The following is a 22,767-nucleotide window of genomic DNA, read 5'->3' as shown; positions in this document are numbered from 1 at the left end:
ATTATTTTAGCCCTTCTTTACCATCTTTACACTTTCTTACTTTCCAACTTTTATCCTTTTCTTCGCAACATGGATTTCCAATTTCTCCTAGATGGTTTGGCCGAGGGCCTAAAAGCGATGACCTGGCTCGAAGCGGTGGCAGTCTTTTTTGGGATTGCTTCGGTATTTTACTCCATGAGGGAGCATATATGGGTGTATCCTACGGGTATTGTCTCTACCCTGATTTATGTTTGGATCTGCCTCCAATACAAGCTTTATGCTGATATGGGGATCAACGCCTATTATTTTAGCATGTCTATCTATGGATGGTATATCTGGACGCATCCGAAAGAAAATCAGGCAGTACTCCCTGTCACTTGGCTCAAACCCAAAGGATGGTTGATTTCCATTCTCATATTCATTGCCTCTTATGGAGTCCTGTCATTTGTGCTGAGCAACTTTACTGACTCAGATGTACCCTATTGGGATTCATTTACTACTTCTTCGGCCTTTGTGGGGATGTGGCTCATGGCCAAAAAGAAAGTGGAAAACTGGATCATGTGGATCATTACAGATTTGGTATCCGTGCCGCTCTATTTTTACAAAGGCTTGATTTTAACCTCTTTTCAGTTTTTGTTCTTTACTGTTTTGGCATTTTTGGGCTTATTTGCTTGGATTAAATCCGCTAGAAACTATGCAAATTCCTAGGAGAATCCTCATTCTTGGCCCCGAATCTACAGGGAAGAGCACCTTAGCCTCTGACCTAGCGGTCCATTTTGAGGAGCCGTGGGTACCGGAGTTTGCACGGGAGTATCTTAGCCTGCTGGATAGGGAATATGAATACCAAGATTTGCTACAAATCGCCAAAGGTCAGGTCGCATTGGAGGATGAATTGGCTCAAAAAGCGCAAAAATTTTTATTCTGCGATACAGACCTTCGAGTGATTCAGGTCTGGTCGGAGCATAAATATGGGAGAGTCCATGATTGGGTAAAAACAGAATTAGATCAGCGTGTTTATGATCTGATTTTGTTGACAGACATCGATTTGCCCTGGGAACCGGATCCCCTTCGTGAGCACCCAGATCCGGAGATGCGCCAGTATTTTTTGGATTTATACCTTGAAATGGCAGCCCAAAGTGGAATTCCTTGGGAAAAAATCAGTGGAAACCGTTCCGCGCGCTTAGAAAAATCAATAGATTTAATCGAAAGCCACTTTAGCCAATAATCAAATGATCTCACGTATTCTTGCTGCTATTGCCCTCTTTGCAGCTTTCTCATGTCAGTCAGCCGAGCAGAAACCTCCAAAACCAAATATTGTCCTAATCCTCGCAGACGACTTGGGATATGGGGAAGTTGGATTTAATGGGCAAAAACTCATCAAAACTCCTCACATGGATGCCTTAGCAGCAAGTGGAAAAATTTTCACCAATCACTATTCAGCTGCCCCAGTCTGCGCTCCGGCAAGGGGAATGATATTGACAGGCTTACATAGTGGGCATGCCTACATCAGAGGAAATGATGAGTGGAGGGAGCGCGGAGATGTCTGGGATTATGCTAAAGCAGCTACCGATCCAAATCTTGAAGGACAGCGACCTTTGCCTGCTTCGACACAAACTCTTGCTAAAATTCTACAGCAAAATGGATACAAAACCGCCCTGATCGGGAAATGGGGTTTAGGAGGCCCATTATCCGAAGGGATTCCTACGAATTTGGGCTTTGATTATTTCTTCGGTTACAACTGTCAGCGACAGGCTCACAATCTTTACCCTCCCCATTTGTGGGAAAATGAGACGAAAGTTTCCCTGAATAATGAATTGATGGTTCCGGGTACAAAGTTGGATTCGTTGTCAGACCCGATGAGCATGGATTCTTACGCAAAGTTTTTTCAGCCCGACTATGCGCCGGATGTCATGCATCAAAAGGCGCTTAGCTTTCTGGAGGAGAATTCCGAGCAGCCCTTTTTCCTCTATTATGCCTCTCCATTACCGCATTTACCCCTTCAGGCTCCTAAGGAATTGATTATGGAATACGTGGAGGTTTTTGGAGAGGAAGAACCTTATGATGGCTCAAAGGGCTATTTTCCAGCTCGCTATCCTAGGGCTACTTACGCGGCGATGATTTCGCTTTTGGATCAGCAAATTGGAGAGCTTCGCAAAAAGGTTGAGGAAATGGGCCAGCTCGAGAACACGATTTTCATTTTGACTAGTGATAATGGGCCATCCTACACAGGAGGAGTAGATTTCGAATTTTTTGATAGTTCCGCACCATTCAGTAATGGCTATGGTCGGACCAAAGGTTTTGTTTACGAAGGTGGAATTCGAGTACCAATGGTGGTGAATTGGCCAGGGAAAGTAGAAGCTGGATCAAAGTCTGACCATGCCTCAGTTTTCTACGATCTGATGCCGACTTTTTGCGAATTAATCGGAGTAGCGGTTCCTGATCAAACAGATGGGAAAAGCTTCCTGCCAGCAATTTTGGGACAAGAGCAAGAGCCCCATGACTATTTGTACTGGGAGTTTCCAGAGTATGGTGGTCAACAGGCTGTGCGCAAGGGAAAATGGAAGGCTGTCCGCCAAAAATTGAAGGAAGGTATCATTCAAACTGAATTGTATGACCTTTCAGTTGATCCGCAGGAACAAAATGACATAGCTGCTCAAAACCCTGAATTGGTGGCAGAGATGGAAGAAATCATGAAAAATAAGCATCAGACTTCCAGTATTGAGCGCTTTCAGATTCCTATTTTGGAGAATTAATTACCATTTCCCTAAAGCCAAGGTTGCAGCTTCCACCAATCTCATCTGGTCAGGATGGTAATTGTTATTGAGTAGAATAATCGTTTTATTTTCTTCGATAAACCGCACAATGATTGTTTTGTAGCCAGGGTTATCTCCTGTGTGCATGACCATTTTGCCATAAGGACTATTGGGGTCCAAGTCCCAACCAAATCCATAAGTGCTTTTTGCCCCATCATTTAGCTCGAAAGGGGAAAATGCCTGTTCAAGTGTCTCATTGCTGACCAATTTTTCGGTGTAAAGCGCCTGATCCCATTTCAATAAATCCTGAGCAGTACTGCTGACTCTTCCGGGTCCTTTTCGCTTTCCTAGCCAAAGGGTGTAATCGGAAGATCGAAAGCGGTTGGCATTTACATAATTCCCATTTTCATCCTTCAGATGACCAATAGCAAAGTTTGTGACCTGAGCTTTTTCCTCTAAACTTCTGATTGCTGTATTTTCCATACCAACAGGATCAAAAATCCATTCTTTGGAAAGCTCAACGAAGTCCCGGTCTGTCACCTCTTCCACGATGCTTGCTAAAATCACATAGCCGGTATTGCTGTATTCATAGTTGTCACCTGGCTCAAAAAGCTTAGGGGGAGCATAGCGACGGAGATATTCTAATATCTCAGGGTTGCCGGCAGCCTTACTCTTATCCCAGTGCTCATCCATTATAGCCTGATAGTCTGGCAGTCCAGAGGTGTGCGTCAAAAGGTGGCGAATAGTGATATTAGGGTAGGGTACTCGGATATATTTTTCGATGGGATCGTCGAAACCCAGCAAGCCTTTTTCCTTGCACATCATGATCATCATCGCAGTAAACTGCTTGGAAACCGAAGCCATTTCAAATACATCATCAGGTTGAAGTGGGATGCCTTCTTCAAAATTTCGCATACCCATGGCTTTTTCAAAAAGGACTTTTCCATTTTCAGCCAAGAGGATTACTCCGGAATAGCCTTCTGTTTCGGCTCTATCCAGAGCATTTTGGAGATGTCGTTTTTGGCCAGAGGCCGAAAAAACAAATAAGAAAACTAGCGGGAAAACGAGTAGACGGTTCATGGCTTTTGGATTTGTTTCATGATAAAATCAATGGTTGCTTGGTAGGCTTTGACCCAATTGCTGTGCAGGATAAATGAATGAACTTCATCTGGAAAAACCAATTGCTCGACTTCCACGCCCTGTTTTCGGAGGACTTCTGCCAATTCTACAGATTCAGAAAAGAGTACATTTCGATCATCATCTCCATGTATTAAAAGAACAGGGTCTTCCCAGTTCTCCACATAGGCCATAGGAGATGATTTGAAAGCCAGCTCAGCCATCTCGGGGAATTTCTCGGGCTCATACCAGGAATCAAATACCGGGATGTCATTATTCCAATTATGCACGCCGTGGATATCCACACCGGCGAGGAATTTTTCGGGAGCTTGTGCCAAACCATGTGCTGTCAAAAACCCTCCGTAGCTTCCACCCCAAGGGATGATTTTGGAAGAATCTACGTCTGGTCTTGCTGCCAGATAATCCGCTGCCGCCATCAAATCCAAAACCTCGCTGGCTCCTCCTGCACCGTAGTTTTCAGCTTCCCGAAAGTCCATCCCATAGCCGATTCCTGATCGGTAGTTCAGTGTCAGGGCGATAAATCCATTGGCAGCAAAATACTGCTGAAGTGCATAGGCATTGCTGTAATATTGGGAGTAATTGAAGCCTAAAAGCATCTGTCTGCGGCTCCCTCCGTGAAGGAAAATGACAGCTGGATATTTCTTGGTAGCGTCATGGTTTGGAGGAAGGAAAAGCTGGGCTCGTGTTTTGAAACCATCTTCCGCTTGAAGGTCCAAGCCGAGGGGTTTGATTAGTGTTTTTGGAAAGTCCTGAGGGAAGAATTCTTCTGCAAGTGGCTCAGAGTTATCATTTTGTCGAATATATGGCCAGGCCGGTCGGTTAGCTGTGGCAGAAAGATAGGCCAAGCCATCTTCCAAGCGGACAGGTGACCAATTGATATTTCCTTTTTCGGAAAGATCTTCCAAATCAAAGGAATTCAAATCCAAGCTGTAGATTTTTCTACGCTCAATATCCCCAATATTGCTTGTCAGCAAGAGTTCATCTTTTTTGTAGCTCGTTTTCACTTTTTCGACAATGCCTTGCCCCTTGGTCAGATGCTTGACTTCCCCACTGGTAGGATTGACTGCGTACAATTGCATCCAACCGTTTTTCTCCCATGGGAATACCAGTTGACCAGAAGGCGTCCACCACAATCTATCCGCTTCTGCAGGAAGATCCCAAACCACAACCGAACCGGGCCCTGTTCCGGAATTCCAAACTTCTTCTGCCTTCATCGTCTCCATATCCAAAACCCGGATGCTCCACGGATTACTCTCCTTAATGGCAGTGAAAGAAAGTAAGTTGTTGATATTCGGTATCCGTAGATAGGCCAATTGTTTGCCATCGGGACTCCATGCTGGATAGCTGTCTTTGTCCAGACTCGTCTCCGGATAGGTCAATTTCTTTTGCTCAAAATCCCAAATCCCAATAAAAGAGTGGTCGCCTCGGGTAGAGACGAAGGCGAGCTTTTCTCCATCAGGGGAGAAAGATAGCTGGCTAGATCCTCCCCTAGACACAAACAGCCTTTCCTGCTGGGATGAACTGTCATTGAGTGACTTCCAATAGACATTGGGTCCAATTTTATAGACTAGGGCTTGCCCATCTGGTGAAAAAGTGATGGTCGAACCCGGACTGAAATACCGGGTTTTTAGGGTGGTCAAATCAATTAAGTGAATTTTAAAATCAGTATTTTCCTGAAGTTGAGCCGGATTGGCTGCTTCTCCAGAGGAGTTTCTAGAATTTCCACGCACAAAGGCTAGAATTTTTCCATCCGGGGAAAAGGCTAGCTCTCCTAGTCCAAGCCCTTCATCTCCTTCAAAATTTGTGATTTTTTTTGCTTCGAAATTCGGGCTTTCCGCCAAAAAGATATTCCGTTCTCCTTCTAAATTAAAGACCCAAGCGACTGCTTTTCCATCCGGACTCGCTGTCAGATCGGTAGGAAAAGGAGCTGAGAGATATTGTGCGATGGATTGGGCATCTGTTTGATAAGCAGAAAGGAGGAAGAGAACGAGATAGGTTAGAATTTTTCGCATTGCCTAGTTGATTTCAGACAATTTAGCGATCAGAAAATGGCTTTCAAAGTTCCTGCTAAGCTTTGCTACCTGAGATGAATTCTTTTGATTTACTAATTGATCAATAAAACCTGAATCTACCGAACTATTTTCACCATGCTAAGACAAGCCATGCTATCATTTTTTCTTTTTTTGAGCATTGACATGCTTGGTATTGCTCAGCAAAAAAAAGTGGTCTTTATCATTTTAGACGGGATTCCTGCGCCAGAACTAGAAAGAATTCATACGCCTAATTTGGATCGAATATCAAAAGTTGGAGGTTATGCAAGGGCATTTACTGGGGGAGAAAAAGGAGGGAAGTCTGAGACTCCGACTATCTCAGCTGTAGGGTATAATTCATTGCTTACCGGTACTTGGGCCAATAAACATAATGTCTGGGGAAATGACATCGAATCACCCAATTACGATTACTGGACGATATTTCGGCTGATGCGAGAGGCTAGGCCTAAGTCGAAACTGGCTATTTATTCTACCTGGGAAGACAATAGGACCAAATTAATCGGAGAGAGAAAGGCGGAGACTGCTTACCTGAAATTGGATATTGCTTTCGATGGATTTGAAAAGGATACGATTCGTTTTCCCCATGATACGGAAAAGACTTACCTCCGAAAAATTGACAATTTGGTGTCATTTGAAGCAGCACATTCTCTCAAAACCCAAGCTCCGGATCTTTCATGGGTCTACCTGGAGTTTACCGATGCGGTAGGACATCGCTATGGGAAAAGTCCCCAACTTACTTCAGCCATAGAGTTGGCTGACCGTCAGGTAGGAAGAATTTGGGAGGCTATTCGGTTTCGGGAAGAAAATTATGGGGAGGAATGGATGATTTGGATCACCACCGATCATGGTCGAAAGGCGCCTGAGTTCAAGGATCATGGTGGTCAAAGTGATTCTGAGCGGGAAATTTGGATGATTAGCAATGCTAAAAACCTGAGTGATAGCTTCTATTCCGGAAAGGCTTCCATGGTGGATATTTTACCGACACTGATTGAATTTTTGGAAATTCCTGTGCCTGAAGTACAGCGGAAAAATTGGGATGGAGCAAGCCTGATTTTGAAAAAATAAAGCTCTGGCAAAGTAGCCAGAGCTTATCAATTAATTATCTATCATTCCTTTTCGGTTTGGAGATCGCGGAACTGGCCAAAATGACGGCTGACCGCTTCTTTGATTGATAGGAACTCTACGTTTTCTGGAAACTAATTCCGGTTCTTCGCAAGCCATGTAAACCAAGATTGCGGTCATGATGGCATTGTTTTTTACTTCCTCAAACACGATCTTATCATAAGTGTCCAGATTCGTATGCCAAGTATAATTGAAATAGGACCAGCTAAGCGAACTAAGCGAGAAAGCGGGAACGCCTGCAGCCACGAAAGAGGCATAATCTGAACCCCCACCACCTGGGTTCCCAGGGAAAGTAGTTTCAATTTCGCGAGTGATTTCCCTTGGTACTTCCGCCATCCATCTGCCAAGGTATTCATAGCTGTCCACAAAACCCTGTCCAGAAAGTCGGGCAATTCTACCGGTTCCATTATCCTGATTAAAGAGCACCTGAATTTTATCCAGCGTTTCCGGATGATCTTCCACGAAAGCTCTTGATCCGTTTAAGCCTTGTTCTTCTGAGCCCCAAAGACCAACTAGAATAGTCCGTTTCGGATTAGGATAGACCTTCTTTAGAATTCGCATCACTTCCATCATAGTGATGACTCCGGTACCATTGTCCGTAGCACCGGTCGCTCCGTCCCAAGAATCAAAGTGAGCTGATAACATGACATACTCTTCAGGTTTTTCGGTTCCTCTTATTTCACCAAAAGTATTGAAGGTAGGTTGCACGCCTGTTTCTCTTGATTGAGCATTTAGGTGGATTTTGGGTTTCTTGCCGTTTTCGGCTAGTCTGAATAATAGCCCATAATCTTCAAGAGATAGGTCTATGGTAGGTACTTTTTTCGTGTAAGCTGAGAATATTTTATTAGCACCAAATCCTTTGGACCAGTATGAAGTGATTACTCCCAAGGCGCCGGCTTCTTCTAATACTACGGGAAGCTCTCTCCGTCCATGACCTGTCTGACTGATTCGCATTTCCCAATCAGCCTGCATTTCACCTCTTTCTTCTTTCATCTTGGAAAAAGATTCCTCTGTGGCCCATTCTTCCCAGTTGTAGTCAGGTCGTCCGGAAACTTCTGGAGTAGAAATCATCACATATTTACCTTTTACATTGGGCAACCAGTCTTCAAAGGATTGTCCCTCTTCTAGTCTTGGAATGACGATTACCTCACCTGTTGCACCACCCTCGGGACTTGGAGGGCTCCATGCGAGTTGAGTTCCTGATAGAGATCGCACCCATGGTTCTACCATATCGATGTGGGTAATCCCACGCTCCCAGCCGCGCCATTCTCCCCATTGCTCATTTTTCCCCTCTATGCCCCATTCTTCAAATTGTGCTACTGCCCAATCGTGGGCCTTTTGCATTTGGGGCGAACCCACTAATCGTGGACCGATCCCATCCAATAATTCATGGCCGAGATATCTCAGCTGAGAGTTTTCTTCAGCTTCTTTGATGATGTTTTCAATGACAGGATCTTGGGCTTTTATTTGTGTGCTGATAAACAACATCAACCCAATCCCTATGAGGTGGCATTTTCTCATAATAGAATTTGTTTAGAAAATAAAAATATAGGAAAGACTTAAAATAGGCGGAACCGTTGGTGGATTTAATTGGGAATTGAAAAAGTAAAATTCAACAGGTTAAAAAATCAATTCAAATTTCAAAATTGCTTGCATCAGTCTAAAATGCTTATCCTTCGAATAGAGGGTCAAATTTTCTTCGATTACCTGATTGACGATAATTAAATCAGGAATTCCTACTTTATTGATCCCACTCTTCAGATTTAATTTTTGAAGATGTCTAATCACCTCCCAATCTATATCTAATTTGACCTTCTCAAGAGCATCTAAACCCTCTATTATTTCTGTTCTTTTTTCGTGATGAAGTTTCGGAATTAATTCGGTTAGAATGATGTCATTAGTGACAACAATATCTTCTTGGAGATATACTTCCAAAGGGCTAGTCCTTGAATATTTGAAAAAGTCAATCCAAACGGAAGAGTCAACTAATATTTTTTGGATAGACATTATTTTCGATCTCTGCTTATATCTAAATCAAGATCCAAGTCTATGGTGCCTTTCATAGAAATCAATCTTTTGCGCTTATTTTGAGCGATTTTTTCTTCCAATACTAACTTCACAGCCTGACTTTTGGTACTTGCCCCTGTGATTTTCATCACCTCCTTCAATAATTCCTCAGGGATATCAATGGTAGTTCGCATAAATAATGGTGTATTTGTGCATAAATTTTTATGTAAGATATTGAAAATTTTAAAGTCACGAAAATTTAAAATTCCTGACTTTGCTCAAGTATTGGGTTTTTCTTTTCCACTCTTCCCAAATTGGGTGCAAATTAATTTTTGATTGAGTTTATTTACCTTGTCAAAAGCCCAAAATGATCATGAAGCAAAATCAGGAATACTCATTATTCCTTCTTGGACTACTTGAGAGCAGCGCTGAACAGAAATCTCTGGATTGGCTAGAGCAAAAAGTTTCAAAAATTAAGGATGCCTCCAGTCCTACCGGCTTTTTTTTGGCTTTTTCACAGGCATCAAGGTTTTTTTCAAAAGATCCGCTCAAACTGAGCAATGCGGAAAAAAACAAGGCTGAGCATCTAGTAGAAGGATTTGATCCTAGTCATTGGAATTCCTTACAAACTGCAAGGACCTACTTGTTATTCCATCTTAATTTGGACCAGGAAGATTGGTTGAAAGCAGTTAATCAGCTTTTTGAAACAGGGGATTTGTATGAGCAAGCGGCACTTTATGCAGCGCTTCCATTATTGCCTTTTCAAAATGAACTTTTGCCAAGAGCAATAGATGGTTGCCGAACCAATATGACTTTGGTCTTCGACGCGATTGCTTTGAATAATCCCTTCCCGAGAAAGAATTTCCCCGAGCTTAATTGGAATCAAATGGTATTGAAGGCGATTTTCATGCAGCGGCCTCTTTACCAAATTCAAGGACTGGAAGAGCGAAGAAATTCAGCGCTTGCTGAGATTGCTTCTGATTTTGCTCATGAGCGATGGGCAGCAGGTCGAAATGTGATGCCGGAACTTTGGCGGCTGGTAGTTCCATTTATCAATGAACGATATCTTGCTGATCTTGAGAGAACCTTGAATTCTGATGATCAACTAGAGCAAATTGCTGGAGCCCTAGCCTTGGCTGAGAGTGATTCGGAAGAGTCTAGTTCCCTTCTTCAAGCATACCCGGTTCTTATGGGAAAAGTTACTTCCGGAAAATATGACTGGGAGGCAATAGGCAGAGAATTTCAGGATAAAAGTGCTTGATTTCAGATCCAAATAATAAATCACTTAGATACCAAAACCTTTTCAACCATGTACATAGATCCGCATATCCACTTAGTTTCCCGTACCACTGATGACTATGAAGCCATGCAAAAGGCAGGAATAGTTGCTACCATTGAGCCGGCTTTTTGGCTCGGACAGCCCAGGACGGAGGTAGGAAGTTTCAAGGATTATTTCAGCACCCTCGTGGGATGGGAGCGATTCAGAGCCAGTCAATTTGGGATTGTACATTATTGTACGATGGGCTTAAATTCTAAGGAGGCCAATAATATTCCCTTGGCTGAGCAAGTGATGGAGCTTTTGCCACTTTATGTGGGGAAGGAAGGAGTGGTGGCAATCGGTGAAATCGGATATGACGATCAGACAGAAGCTGAGGATAGGTTCTATCGGGAGCAACTCGAATTAGCCAAAGAAGTGGATTTGCCAGTATTGATACATACGCCCCACCGGGATAAGAAAAAGGGAACCTACCGTTCTATGGATGTGGCAGAGGAGCATGGGATGGATCCGGGATGGATTATCGTCGATCACAATAATGAAGAGACTGTCAAAGAAGTTCTCGACCGAGGGTATTGGGCAGGCTTTACCATTTACCCGCACACCAAGATGGGTTCGGAGCGAATGGTAGAAATCGTCAAGCAGTATGGACCTGAACGAATCATCGTCAATTCTGCTGCAGATTGGGGGATATCTGATCCTTTGGCAGTGCCCAAAACTGCCGATCTGATGCGAAAAATGGGAATTCCTGAAGAGCATGTGCAGATGGTCACTTATAAAAATGCACTTGCTGCATTTTCACTTTCTGGGCAAATGCACGAAGATGATTGGTTGAAGGCTCCACCGATCGATCAGACCAAGAAAATGGGTGGTAATTCTGTACTTCGGGGAGGACAAGTTCCAAGAGTAGAGGGTCCGTCTGATCGGGTAGAGAACTGATTCATGGCAAGCAAGCTATTCGCCTATCTCCAACTCACGCGTCCAGCCAATGTGGTGACAGCTATTGCGGATATTTGGGCAGGTTTTGCCATTGCCGGGGGCTGGTCCTACTTGATGACAAATTGGGAACAAGGGTCGGGGGATTTTTGGCAAAATTTGCTTTGGCTTTCTTTGAGTACCATCGGGCTTTATGCAGGTGGTGTAGCTTTCAATGATATTGCTGATGCTGACTTGGATGCCATAGAGCGACCCGAAAGGCCAATTCCGAGTGGAAGAGCATCAAAAAACGGAGCGATTCTGATGTCCTCATTGCTACTTTTAGGAGGAGTCTTAGCTGCCTTTAAAGTAAACCATTTAGCAGGAATTTTAGCAATTTCTGTGGTTTTTTGCGCCTTGCTGTATGACTATTGGGGTAAGCATCAAAATTTCTTTGGACCGATCAATATGGGACTTTGTCGGGCTGGGAACTTGCTACTTGGCGTGGCGGTAGCGCCTGAAGTTTTAAGCAAAATTTGGCCGATTGGTCTTTTGCCGCTGGTCTACGTAGCAGCCATTACCATGGTCAGTAGAGGGGAGGTACACGGTAAAAACCGAAAAGCTCTTTTTGGTGGATTTGGGATGTATTCCTTGATTGTATTGGCAATCTTTTTTGCAGCAAAAATTCAAACAAGTGATTTTTGGCAGGTCATTCCATTTTTGGCTTTACTTTCCTACATGATTTTTCCACCGCTTATCAGAGCTATTCGGACCCAATCACCTCAATTTATCGGAAAATCCGTCAAAGCTGCCGTTATTTCATTGATTATTGTGAATGCTTCCCTCGCTGTGGCCTTTGAAGGCTGGGAGATTGGGCTCGTGATTCTTGCACTTTTGCCCTTATCTTTGGGACTAGCCAAAGCTTTCGCAGTCACCTAATTATGCCTTTTCGAAACTTTCGCTTGCACAGACCTATTATCCCTGTATGAATACCATTTTGCAGCAGTCCTTCTCGGTTTCGTTTCAGTATCCCGTATGCTTTACTGAAGACCTCTTTTCTTTGGAAAATCCAATCTTGGTAGATGTTTTTGAAAAAGGAAAGTCAGTCAAAACCTTTTTTGTGATAGATAGTGGAGTGACTGAAGCTTTCCCAGATTTGGTTTCAAATATTAAGTCCTATGCAGCTCATCTTCAGGATCGGTTTTTCCTTTGCGCGGAGCCATTGATTGTGCCTGGGGGAGAGACATGCAAAAATGATCCCGATGTTTATCAGCAAGTAGTCAAAGCAACCAATGATTACGGGATTGACCGTCATTCTTATATTGTCGCTATTGGAGGGGGGGCAGTATTGGATATGGTTGGATTTGCAGCTGCTATTTCGCATCGTGGGATCCGATTGGTTCGTGTCCCGACGACTGTACTTTCTCAGAATGACTCTGGGGTAGGGGTCAAAAACAGCATCAACTACTTCGGAAAGAAGAATTACCTCGGTACTTTCACCACTCCTGTGGCCGTCTTAAATGACTTTAATTTCTTGAAGACGCTCGATGATCGAGACTGGCGAGCTGGAATCTCCGAGGCTTTGAAGGTCGCATTGATTAAAGATTTGAGTTTTTTCGAATGGCTGGAAAAGCAAGCATTAGCCCTTTCCAAAAGAGAAATGGAACCGATGAAAGCTCAAATCATTCGGTGTGCGCAGATGCATATGGACCATATTGCAGGAAAGGATCCTTTTGAATTCGGTTCTTCTCGGCCCTTGGACTTTGGGCATTGGGCGGCCCATAAGCTCGAGCATCTCAGCCAGTATCGTGTTAGGCATGGAGAGGCTGTCGCCATTGGGATTGCCTTGGATTCATGTTATTCCCACCTATTGGGATGGATCAGCAAGGAGGATTTGGATAGGGTTCTTGGGGTGATTCGAACTTTAGGCTTCTCGCTTTATGAGCCTGAGCTTTCTGGTGAAAATCTCATTCAGGGATTACGGGAGTTTCAGGAGCATTTGGGAGGTCAGTTGACGATTATGCTTTTGGAGAAGCTTGGTAAAGGAGTCGAGGTGCACGAAATGGATGAAAATCTTATTCAATCTGCAATCCAACTACTAGAAGAGGAAAACCGAACAGTCAAAAATCATTGATTTATGCATATTTGGGACTTTCATCTGAGCTACTGTAGCAATATCCATCCCGGAGAAAGCTGGAAAGAGACTTTCGAAAATCTAAAAAAGTATATCCCTCAAGTTCGCCAAAACCTGAGTTGGGAAGGAGCTTTTGGAATTGGTTTGCGCCTATCTCATGAGGCTAGCTTGGAACTTCAAAATCCGGAAAACCTGAAGGCTTTTCAGCAATGGCTTGAGTCAGCAAATGCCTATGTTTTCACGCTCAATTGTTTTCCTTACGGAAGTTTTCATCATACAGCTGTAAAGGACAAGGTGCATCAGCCCGACTGGACGACTAAGGAACGGAAAGAATATACCATTCGGAGTTTTAGGCTTCTGGCTGAATTACTTCCTAGCGGTCAAGAAGGAGGGATTTCCACTTCGCCCGTTTCCTATAGGTATTGGTTTCCAGATAAAAATTCGACCGAAACAGCATTGGAAACTGCTGTTCAAAATTTTGCAGAAGTGGTCGCTGAGTTGGAGAAAATTGAACGAGAGACTGGTAAATATTTACACCTGGATATCGAACCTGAGCCAGACGGAATTTTAGAGAATTCGGATGAGATGATCTGGTTTTTCCAAGATTGGATGCTAACCAAAGGAGCGGATTTTTTGGTGTCTCAGTATGGCTTTGGTAATGAAAGGGCAAAGGAACTTGTTCACCGTTACATTCAGGTTTGTTACGATGTCTGCCATTTTGCGATCGTTTATGAAAAGCCGGAAGTAACCTTTGAGAAGTTTGCGAAAGCAGGGATTAAAGTCGGGAAAATACAAGTATCAGCAGCCTTGCAAGTCAAGCTGGAGCAGGACCGAGATGCCATTCGAAATCAATTAGAAGAATTTACGGAATCCACCTATCTGCACCAAGTGGTGGGTAGAAAAATGAATGGTGATTTGGTTTCCTATTCAGACTTGCCAGCGGCATTGGAGCAACTTGATGGCGCGGTAGAAAATGAATGGAGAATCCACTTCCACGTGCCGCTCTTTGTTGAAAAATATGGGCAATTCTTTTCCACTCAACCCCAAATTGTCGAAGTTTTGGAATACTTAAAGCAAAATCCTGCCTTGTGCAAGCATTTAGAGGTGGAGACCTACACTTGGGAAGTTTTGCCTATCGATATGCAAGTCAGACTAGATGAATCAATCAGTCGTGAGTTGAGTTGGGTATTGGAAAGATTGATTTGAAAATGAAAAAAACCGTCGTCCTAAATATCGTAGCACTTTCAACCCGCGTAATTGGCGAGCATACACCTTTTCTCAAAAGTTGGATAGAAAGTAAGCGAAAGGCCATCATCGAGCCTGTTTTACCAGCTGTAACCTGTTCCGCTCAATCGGTGTATTTGACAGGGAAAATGCCTGCCGAGAATGGAGTCGTCGGGAATGGATGGTATTTTCAGGATGAATGCGAAATTAAATTTTGGAGACAGTCAAACCGTTTAGTTCAGGGGCCTAAAATTTGGGACAAGCTCAAATCCGAAAATCCGGATTTTGTCTGTGCGAATATGTTTTGGTGGTACAATATGTACTCTTCAGTCGATATCGCTGTGACTCCACGGCCGCTTTATCCTGCTGATGGACGAAAACTCCCTGATTGTCATTCCCAACCGATGGAGCTTCGGGATAGACTCCAAAAGGAGCTCGGTCAGTTTCCCTTATTTTCTTTTTGGGGACCCAATGCCAATATTTCCTCTACAGATTGGATAGCAAAAGCTGCTAAAAAAGTTGATCATTGGTATAAGCCTACCCTCAACTTAGTCTATTTGCCACATCTTGATTACGGACTGCAGAAGTATGGTTTGGATTTCGACAAGATCGGTAAGCTGCTTGAAGAGGTGGATTTGGTAGCCAAAGACTTGATCACCTATTTCGAAAATCAAGGCACAGAAGTTATTCTTCTCTCAGAATACGGCATTACGAATGTTTCCCAACCCATTCATATCAATAGACTTTTGAGATCGGCAGGCTGGATTCAGGTGAAGGATGAATTGGGTCTCGAAACCTTGGACGCTGGCACTTCACAGGCATTTGCCATCGCTGATCACCAAATCGCTCACGTGCACATTCAAGACAAAACGGTCTATGATCAGGTAAAAAGCCTCTTGGAAAATACGCCTGGAATTGAAAAAGTTTTGGACAAGGAGGCTCAAAAGGAATATGGGTTAAATCATGATCGCTCAGGTGATTTGGTAGTGGTCGCTGATTCTGACTCCTGGTTCACATATTATTTTTGGTTGGATGATGAAAAAGCACCTGATTATGCACGATGCGTGGATATTCATCGAAAGCCCGGATATGATCCTGTGGAATTGTTTTTAGATCCGAAAATTAAATTGCCCCTATTGAAAGTGGGCTCAAAGGTGCTCAAGAAAAAACTGGGATTCCGGTATTTGATGGATGTGATTCCTTTGGAAGCGGAACTTGTGAAAGGTTCGCATGGTCGAATTCCTGAGGAGGACGAGGACAAACCCATATTTGTAGGGTCGGAAGAGTTGGTTAAGTCTAAAAAAATCAAGCCTACTGAGGTTTTTGATCTGATTTGTCAAGCTGTTAAGTCTTAAACCAAGCCTAAGGTCTTTTTGACAGATCGCAGGTTCTCTTGTTTTTTAGGGGTTCGATGTTTTTTGCAAAACTCCGTATGGTAATGATGCTTTTCCAAAAATGTCAGTTGCAATTCATTCCAAGCCTGCTCTGAAAAACTAGGATTGAAGTGTTTGAGCTCTTCAAAAAGTGCACTTCCTTGACGCTCGAAATCGTCCGTACCCAAATATTCCAAATCCGCATCTGCAATAATTTTCTCTAATTGATTGGTGGGGCTTTGGGGGATTTTGGTTGCCATAATCATCCCATGGATTTTCTTTAAATCTTCCTCAGAAACGATTTCTCCAAGGTAATGCGTAGCAATCCCACATCCGATTTCCTCATGGTTTTTTGGATTTTCTATAAAACCAGTATCATGGAAAAGAGCGGCAAGTCGAAGTAGTTCCTTGTCTTTCTGGTTTACATTTTCCACATCAGCCAGAAAAAGTGACTTCTCGATGACATATTCCGTATGGGCAGGATTATGATAGGTCAAGTATTCGGGAAGCTGATCCAGAATATCCTGATAGATCTGTTTCTTTATTTTTTCAAAATCGATCATACGTGCTTTTTTCCCACTTGTTTGACGACTCCACCCTTTACCTCTTTGATAGTTTGGACATAAAAGAAGGCTTTTGGGTCAATTTCTTGAATAGCAAGCTTCATTCGATGAACCTCTAGCCGTGTCACCACTGTCATGATAATATCACAGGGATGATGGATATGAAAGGTGTCAGGAAGGTAACCTCGCTCGCCTTTATAAACGGAGATAGCCTTTTTAAAATCCTTTACTATCAATTCTTTTACCAATTCGTGTTCTTTCGAAATAATTGTTAGGGCGGTGTACTCCTCAAAGCCCTCAACAACGTAGTCAGTTGTCTTGATTGCTGTGAAATAAGTCAGTATGGAGTACATGGCGGGCTCAATTCCAAAAACAAATGCAGCGGATAGCATGATCAAGGAGTTCAAGAAGACAGTAATCTCGCTTGCAGTAAGGGCAGAATTTTTATGAAAATACTCTGTAACTACCTCAAAACCGTCAATTAATCCTCCTCCACGAATAATCAGCCCAATTCCTAATCCCATTAAAAAACCTCCGAAAACAGCTATTAGGACTTTGTCTTCGGTAACGGTTGGTACCTCCAAAAAGTGAAGAACAATCGTGAGGAGAAATATCGAAAATCCACTTTGGATAGCGAATGTCTTACCGATCATTTTCCAAGCCATAAAAAGGAATGGAAGATTCAATACCACCAAAAGTAGGTTAAGATTTATCCCAAAACCTAGATTTGCCAAGATGGCAATACCAGTCACCCCACCATCCAAAAATTTATTGGGAAGCATAAATGCTTCTAAGGCTATCGCCGCAAGAGCAACGCCGCAGATGGTGTAAACCAAGGATTGTGGTGAAAGGATGGAAGCCCAATCTATTTTTTGCTTTGATGACTGCTTCATCCTTTAGATTTAATTAAAAATACCTTCACTATTTAAGGCAATAATTGCAGATAAGTCTTCAATATCAAAATTTTTGATCTTTTAAGAAAATAATTATTTAGTAGTTTAACAAGTAAGATCTTATTTATTTTTGGTCTCAAGAGCTTGAATATAAGAAAGTGCCGACCCTAAATGGACCTTAGGATCGGCTTTATCTATTAATGTTGAAGCGAAGTAGTCACTTTTGGGGCTTCTTTAGTCCAGGAGCTGATATCCAACTTTCTTGGGTTGGGATAGATTTCATCTAAGGTATTTCCATCGTAAATGCGCCCGTTTTTGACTACATGGCTGATGGTGTTGGTGTTTCGGATGTTCTCTAAAGGGTTTTCTGAAAGAATCACTAAGTCCGCTAGCTTTCCTTTCTCGATACTACCCAACTCCTGATCTAATCCAAGGGCCTCCGCACCTAGAATGGTAGCAGTCCGTAATGCATCCAAATTGCTCATACCACCGCTTGCCACAGTCCATAGCTCCCAATGATATCCAAGCCCCTGCAGCTGACCGTGAGACCCTACCCCCGCAAGTCCCCCCTGCTTGACGATATCATTGATTCCTCTGCCATGATCTTCAAATACATGATCCTCCGGAGCAAACCAGCCACCAAGACTTCCTACTCTACGTCTAGCTTTAGAATTCATCTCTGTGTAAGGAGTGAAGCGATTGAGCTTCGGATCGTGGAGAGGACTTTCGGTCGTGTAGAAGTAGTTTTCTGCCCAAGGCCCTCCATAAGCTACCAAGAGGGTAGGGGTGACGGCCATTTTGCTTTCTGCGATGGTTCGTGTCACATCCGAGTATAGTGGGTAGATTGGGATGGCATGCTCATGTCCGGGGTACCCATCAAAAAGCTGTGTCATATTCAGCTTATAATCCAATCCTCCCTCAGTAGTAGGCATCAGCTCCTGCTCTTTGGCAGCCATAATGACCCATTGTCTATGTTGTCTATTGCCTACCAGATACATTTTGATGTATTGCGTATTGTAGTACTTCGAGTATTGCTTGAGGACGTTTTTAGTCTGTTCTAGGGATTTCAGATTGTACATCCAGAAGCCTACACCGGGTCCTGTAGAATATACTCTTGGCCCCGGAATCATTCCTGCATCGACCATGTCAGCATAGGTAAGTACATCGGTAGTCGCAGTCTGAGGATCTCGGGTGGTAGTCACTCCATAAGCTAGGTTGGCCGCGTAGATCCATACCGTGTTTTTGTGAAGATTCCAAGTTGGCCACATGTGAGCATGCGTGTCCACAAATCCTGGAGTGACAGTTTTACCGGTGATATCGATTACCTCGGCTCCAGAAGAATCAAGAGTGCCAGTTTTTCCAACTGCCAAAATTCGGTTGTCTTCAATGAGTATATCCCCATTTTCAATGACTTCTGCGCCTTTCATGGTTACAATTCGGGCATTTTTCAGAAGGATTTTTCCTTTAGGAATGTCTCTATCGAAGTAGACCTTCACCTGAAATTCCTCAGGTTTGTAGCTCTCTTTTTCCTTTTGCTCAGCTTTATAAATGCTATCCGCCTTCGCAAGCGTCTTATCTGCTTTGAATAGGGAGTCAATTCGTTTTTTCTCTGCTTTTGCCAGCGAATCTGCCAATTTTACGGCTTCTTCCCCTTTAGCTTTGAGCGTAGATACACTGTCTGCATCTGCCAGCATTTTGGATTTTTTGGCTGCTGCTACAGAATCCTCGATAGCTTCGGCTCGGGTCAAATCATATACCCAATGACCATTGCCAAGGGACCAGTGGATTTTTTCTCCATTAGCCTCCCAAGCAGGCCACTCCCCGCCGATTTCAGTCAGTTGTCTGGAAGGAAAACTGCTTGATTTTGGATCGGCTACATTGATGGTTGGTGTTTTCCCCACCTGAGGGATAGTTACCACATAGACGTTATTGTTGATTTGCGCGAGCGCTTTATTGCCTTTCGGGGCCATAAAGATGGAGCTGGCGCTGGATGGCCGCATCTGAGGTTCTTGCGCTGATGCACCCTCCGGTAGCATGCAGTAGTTTAGGGCGGCTGCATTGGAAAAAGGCTTACCCATCACGTAGCGGAAGTCATTGAGACTTTCATGATCGTGATTTTCATGTGAGTCTAATACCGAACCGAAAGGTGTGATTCCTGTGATTTTGGCATGGGTTTTTTCATCAGTACCGTCCCATTTGATACTCATCAGCGCACCGCCCGGGCCGTTTAGGTAGATTCTGCTCGTATCTTGGGTGAAGTGGGCATTACCGATATTTCTAGCTTCTTTGATCGTCCGTAGGGAGCCTCCTGCTGCTGGTATCCAGGCCAATATAGACTCTGCACCGCTGATTCCGGGACCTTCAGATTCTTCCATGAGGCGTTTATCCCCTTTGAAGACCACAATTTTTCCATTTGGACCCCAGACAGGACCCATATAGAGAGCACTTTCAGTGGTGAGTTTACTAACAGTTCCATTCCGGCCAAAGGAAGCTTTGTACAAATGTCCTCCTTCCTTTTCGTCCCAAGTGGTAAAAACTAATTGACTGCCATCAGGGCTCCAAGAAGGCATGGCTTCGGTAAAATTATGCTCACTCACCCGAGTAGGTTTTCCATCCGGAAATTCCATCACGTACAATCTGTTTAAGACTGTGAAGGCAAGTTTTTTCCCGTCAGGAGATGGAACCGCATCCCGGATTTGGGTGGCTAGTTTGGCCGAGTCCTTGACTTCATAATTGAAATAAAGTCGAGGTCCCATGGCAAGTTTCACTTCAGCTTCAAAAGGGATTTCCTTTGCTTCAGATCCATCTACAGGGATCTTCCAAAGCTTTCCTCCATAGGAGGCAATGACATGTTTGCTATCCGGAGTGAAAGCCATGGCAGGAAGTACGCCCTGTGGCGCAATGGATTCCTGCTCGTCTCGCTGCACGGGGTAGGCGAGCCACTTTTCATCACCAGACTCCAGGTCTCGAATGACCAGTCCTGTCTTATCATCCCAGCGGGAGCCATAGACCATCCATTTGCCATCATCTGAAAGGGTAGGAGTAAAGGCAGATCCATAGCGGGAAGTAATGCTGGTAATGTGTCCTTCCTCTAGGTCATAGGTGCCGATTTGGTACTGGGGGAGAAGGGCATTGTAATTCCAAGAACCTGTCCGATGAGAAAAGTAAACTTTTTTGCCATCAGAGCTAACAAAGGGATCGATTGTCTTCATAGAAGATGGCTCAGGATTGAGCTGAATACCTCCACCTCCATCTTTGTGATACATCCAGAGCTTGGTGATTCTACGGCCCTTGGCTACGACAATGTACTCTCCGTCCGGAGTCCAGTCCGCACCTGGTACGTCTCCGGTTTTATCCTTCGTCACTTGTACGGTATCCTTTTTCTCAGTATCGATGTACCAGAGATTATCGTTTCCGGCTCGATCGGAGGTAAAGAGAATTTTCTTTCCGTCCGGTGAAAATCGAGGGTGAGTCTCGTAGGCCATTCCTGTAGTGATGGGAGTAGCTTTGCCTCCTTCCATAGGAATGGTGTAGATATCGCCCATGAGGTCAAAGGCGATGGTCTTGCCATCCGGACTAACGTCCACACTCATCCAGGTGCCTTCTTGGGTATTGAATTTGATTTCTCGTTCGGGTTTCAGTGGAAGCTCTTTGAACTTGGGATAGTCTAAAGAGTCTTTTGCCGTGCTGTCATTTACAAAACCTGAATAGGGTAATGCTCCCTTTTGATTTTCGGGCGAAAGGATTGTAGCGCTGCCAATGGTCAGCAATGCCGCTGTCCAAATGGCTGGGTTAAGAATAAGCTTCATAGTAATTAGGATAGGATTAAGCAATGGAAGAAACAACCTCCAAAACTTTTACCGGGTGGGTTTTATTTTTCATTTTGATCTCTCCGATTTCACGGAAACTGAATTCGGTCATCACCGGGCTTGCATTTTTTTCTAATACTAATATTTCACCGGGCTTAGCCGCAGTTTGCAATCGGGCTGCCACATTCACAGCATCCCCAATGACTGTATAATCTAACCTCCGGAGGGATTTTGATCCAATATTTCCTGACACCATTTCGCCAGAGTTGATTCCGATGGAGACCTGGGGTTTGAAATTGTTTTCTTCCGAAAAAACAGGCATTTCATTGATTTTCGTCCGGATCGCCAAACTGGCTCGTAGTGCTCTGGCAAAATGATCCTCCCCCTGAAAAACGGCCATTACGGCATCTCCGATAAACTTATCCACGCTGCCAGCCTCTTCGATGATCTCCTTGACCATGAGGTCGAAGTAGTCGTTTAATAGACCTACCACGACATTTGGCTCTTCATTTTCGGAGATCTTGGTGAAAGCCACCAAGTCGATAAATGCCACAGATGCCTCGATCACTTCATTTTCCATCAAGCTAGATTCCAGCTCTTTGTTTCCCATGAAGTTCAGTACCGTTTCATCCACATACATCTTCAAAATATTATTTTCCCGCAGTGCTTTTAGAGTGGATTTGATCTGATTGCGGTACTGAATAGTCTTTTCCAGGGTGATTTCCAGATCTCGGAAGTCCACCGGCTTGGTGATAAAGTCAAAAGCGCCCAAATTCATGGCTGTGCGGATATTTTCCATGTCTCCGTAGGCAGAGATGATGACGGTCTTCAGTAAGGAGTGTTTTTCCTTCACCTTTGAGAGGAGCGTGAGTCCATCCATTTCGGGCATATTGATATCGCTGAGAATCAAATCTATATCGGGATTTTCTTCCAGCATCTCTAACGCAATCCGACCATTCAGGGCAAATGAAAACTCCATCTCCCCCTCACGGATGCGTTTTCGAAATTTCTGTTTGATCAGAATTTCGAGATCCGCTTCATCATCTACTACGAGTATTTTGACCATTTTTTTAAGAATTGTGCTTTTCGATCAGCTTGTTTACTTCTGCTTTTAGCGTGATAAAATCTATGGGTTTGGTGAAAAATTCTTTTGCTCCCGATTCCATCGCTTTTTCATAATTCTGCGTATCACCATAGGCAGAAATCATGCTGACCTGAATTTCTGGGAATTGGTTTTTGATATTGTTCAATAATTCCAAACCGTTCATTCCTGGCATATTGATGTCTGAAAAAACATAAACTACTTTAGGTGGATGCTCAGAGTCTAGAATTTTGAGAGCTTCTTCACCTGAAAAAGCAAATGCGAGTTCCAGAAGACCACTTTTTACTTCTTTTCTGAATTTCTGTCGAAAAAGCATTTCCACGTCTCTTTCGTCGTCTACAATGAGTATTTTCATCTGTTTATAATTTGTTTTTTAGAGGTCAGATGGAATCTCGCATGGGAATAGTCATATCAGTGTGTGATTGCTAA

At 43.6% G+C, this 22,767-nt stretch carries 20 protein-coding genes; 10 read left to right on the top strand and 10 right to left on the bottom strand.

Going from position 1 to position 22,767, the window contains the following annotated elements:
* Window positions 1-69: 69 nt before the first annotated feature.
* From pnuC to OU792_RS06010, 3 genes are read left to right on the top strand one after another with little or no spacing between them, the layout of a single operon-like run.
* Window positions 70-687, top strand: a complete 618-nt coding sequence (gene pnuC, locus OU792_RS06020) for a nicotinamide riboside transporter PnuC (RefSeq protein ID WP_134199890.1) — start codon at window positions 70-72, stop codon at window positions 685-687.
* On the top strand, window positions 674-1,204 hold the full coding sequence (locus OU792_RS06015; protein WP_274669738.1) for an ATP-binding protein: 531 nt from the start codon (window positions 674-676) through the stop codon (window positions 1,202-1,204). The genes pnuC and OU792_RS06015 overlap by 14 nt, the downstream gene beginning before the upstream one ends.
* A gap of 4 nt (window positions 1,205-1,208) precedes the next feature.
* Complete coding sequence (locus OU792_RS06010) at window positions 1,209-2,732, top strand: arylsulfatase (RefSeq protein WP_274669737.1); 1,524 nt, start codon at window positions 1,209-1,211, stop codon at window positions 2,730-2,732.
* On the opposite strand, the gene OU792_RS06005 is transcribed toward OU792_RS06010, so the two are convergent.
* Both OU792_RS06005 and OU792_RS06000 read right to left on the bottom strand, forming a co-directional pair.
* Window positions 2,733-3,812 carry a serine hydrolase domain-containing protein gene (locus OU792_RS06005; protein ID WP_274669736.1) on the bottom strand — a complete coding sequence of 360 codons (1,080 nt, stop codon included), beginning with the start codon at window positions 3,810-3,812 and terminating at the stop codon, window positions 2,733-2,735. It lies immediately after the preceding gene.
* Window positions 3,809-5,881: a S9 family peptidase gene (locus tag OU792_RS06000; protein WP_274669735.1), complete on the bottom strand. Its 2,073-nt coding sequence runs from the start codon at window positions 5,879-5,881 to the stop codon at window positions 3,809-3,811. Before OU792_RS06000 ends, OU792_RS06005 begins: the two co-directional genes overlap by 4 nt.
* Window positions 5,882-6,016: 135 nt before the next feature.
* Between OU792_RS06000 and OU792_RS05995 the strand changes: the two genes are divergently transcribed.
* Entirely contained in the window at window positions 6,017-6,985 is a 969-nt protein-coding gene (locus tag OU792_RS05995) for an alkaline phosphatase family protein (RefSeq protein WP_274669734.1), read from the top strand.
* Between the two features lie 30 nt (window positions 6,986-7,015).
* Here the strand turns inward: OU792_RS05995 and OU792_RS05990 are convergent, their stop codons facing one another.
* The 3 genes from OU792_RS05990 to OU792_RS05980 all read right to left on the bottom strand — a co-directional run bounded on the left by OU792_RS05990 (window position 7,016) and on the right by OU792_RS05980 (window position 9,243).
* The gene (locus OU792_RS05990) at window positions 7,016-8,563 is read right to left on the bottom strand and encodes a M20/M25/M40 family metallo-hydrolase (RefSeq protein ID WP_274669733.1); all 1,548 of its coding nucleotides are present in this window, start codon (window positions 8,561-8,563) and stop codon (window positions 7,016-7,018) included.
* A gap of 99 nt (window positions 8,564-8,662) precedes the next feature.
* Window positions 8,663-9,049: a PIN domain-containing protein gene (locus tag OU792_RS05985; RefSeq protein WP_134199307.1), complete on the bottom strand. Its 387-nt coding sequence runs from the start codon at window positions 9,047-9,049 to the stop codon at window positions 8,663-8,665.
* Complete coding sequence (locus OU792_RS05980) at window positions 9,049-9,243, bottom strand: type II toxin-antitoxin system VapB family antitoxin (RefSeq protein ID WP_024283841.1); 195 nt, start codon at window positions 9,241-9,243, stop codon at window positions 9,049-9,051. Before OU792_RS05980 ends, OU792_RS05985 begins: the two co-directional genes overlap by 1 nt.
* 179 nt (window positions 9,244-9,422) lie before the next feature.
* Here OU792_RS05980 and OU792_RS05975 point away from each other — a divergent pair, with 179 nt between their 5' ends.
* The 6 genes from OU792_RS05975 to OU792_RS05950 are packed head-to-tail and all read left to right on the top strand — an operon-like array spanning window position 9,423 to window position 15,953.
* Window positions 9,423-10,310, top strand: a complete 888-nt coding sequence (locus OU792_RS05975; protein WP_274669732.1) for an EboA domain-containing protein — start codon at window positions 9,423-9,425, stop codon at window positions 10,308-10,310.
* Window positions 10,311-10,358: 48 nt separating this feature from the next.
* Complete coding sequence (locus OU792_RS05970; RefSeq protein ID WP_026946840.1) at window positions 10,359-11,264, top strand: TatD family hydrolase; 906 nt, start codon at window positions 10,359-10,361, stop codon at window positions 11,262-11,264.
* Window positions 11,265-11,267: 3 nt separating this feature from the next.
* Window positions 11,268-12,179 carry a UbiA-like protein EboC gene (eboC, locus tag OU792_RS05965; RefSeq protein WP_274669731.1) on the top strand — a complete coding sequence of 304 codons (912 nt, stop codon included), beginning with the start codon at window positions 11,268-11,270 and terminating at the stop codon, window positions 12,177-12,179.
* Between the two features lie 46 nt (window positions 12,180-12,225).
* Window positions 12,226-13,374, top strand: coding sequence for a 3-dehydroquinate synthase (locus OU792_RS05960; RefSeq protein WP_274669730.1), 1,149 nt, complete (start codon window positions 12,226-12,228; stop codon window positions 13,372-13,374).
* Window positions 13,375-13,377: 3 nt separating this feature from the next.
* Window positions 13,378-14,580, top strand: coding sequence for a metabolite traffic protein EboE (gene eboE, locus OU792_RS05955; protein ID WP_274669729.1), 1,203 nt, complete (start codon window positions 13,378-13,380; stop codon window positions 14,578-14,580).
* A 2-nt stretch (window positions 14,581-14,582) separates the two neighbouring features.
* The gene (locus OU792_RS05950; protein ID WP_274669728.1) at window positions 14,583-15,953 is read left to right on the top strand and encodes an alkaline phosphatase family protein; all 1,371 of its coding nucleotides are present in this window, start codon (window positions 14,583-14,585) and stop codon (window positions 15,951-15,953) included.
* Here OU792_RS05950 and OU792_RS05945 read toward each other — a convergent pair.
* From OU792_RS05945 to OU792_RS05925, 5 genes are all read right to left on the bottom strand, one after another.
* Entirely contained in the window at window positions 15,950-16,534 is a 585-nt protein-coding gene (locus tag OU792_RS05945) for an HD domain-containing protein (RefSeq protein WP_026946845.1), read from the bottom strand. The genes OU792_RS05950 and OU792_RS05945 overlap by 4 nt on opposite strands.
* Window positions 16,531-17,427, bottom strand: coding sequence for a YitT family protein (locus OU792_RS05940; protein ID WP_035483821.1), 897 nt, complete (start codon window positions 17,425-17,427; stop codon window positions 16,531-16,533). The genes OU792_RS05945 and OU792_RS05940 overlap by 4 nt, the downstream gene beginning before the upstream one ends.
* A 197-nt stretch (window positions 17,428-17,624) precedes the next feature.
* Window positions 17,625-21,236, bottom strand: a complete 3,612-nt coding sequence (locus OU792_RS05935) for an amidohydrolase family protein (RefSeq protein ID WP_274669727.1) — start codon at window positions 21,234-21,236, stop codon at window positions 17,625-17,627.
* 16 nt (window positions 21,237-21,252) lie between these two features.
* Window positions 21,253-22,302: an adenylate/guanylate cyclase domain-containing protein gene (locus OU792_RS05930; RefSeq protein WP_274669726.1), complete on the bottom strand. Its 1,050-nt coding sequence runs from the start codon at window positions 22,300-22,302 to the stop codon at window positions 21,253-21,255.
* A gap of 4 nt (window positions 22,303-22,306) precedes the next feature.
* Window positions 22,307-22,693, bottom strand: coding sequence for a response regulator (locus OU792_RS05925; protein ID WP_026947548.1), 387 nt, complete (start codon window positions 22,691-22,693; stop codon window positions 22,307-22,309).
* Window positions 22,694-22,767 lie beyond the last annotated feature (74 nt).

It is taken from the genome of Algoriphagus sp. NF, assembly GCF_028823735.1.
Lineage (GTDB): Bacteria > Bacteroidota > Bacteroidia > Cytophagales > Cyclobacteriaceae > Algoriphagus > Algoriphagus marincola.
Note: the sequence above shows the minus strand (reverse complement) of the source record. Positions and strands in the feature narration are given on the sequence as shown.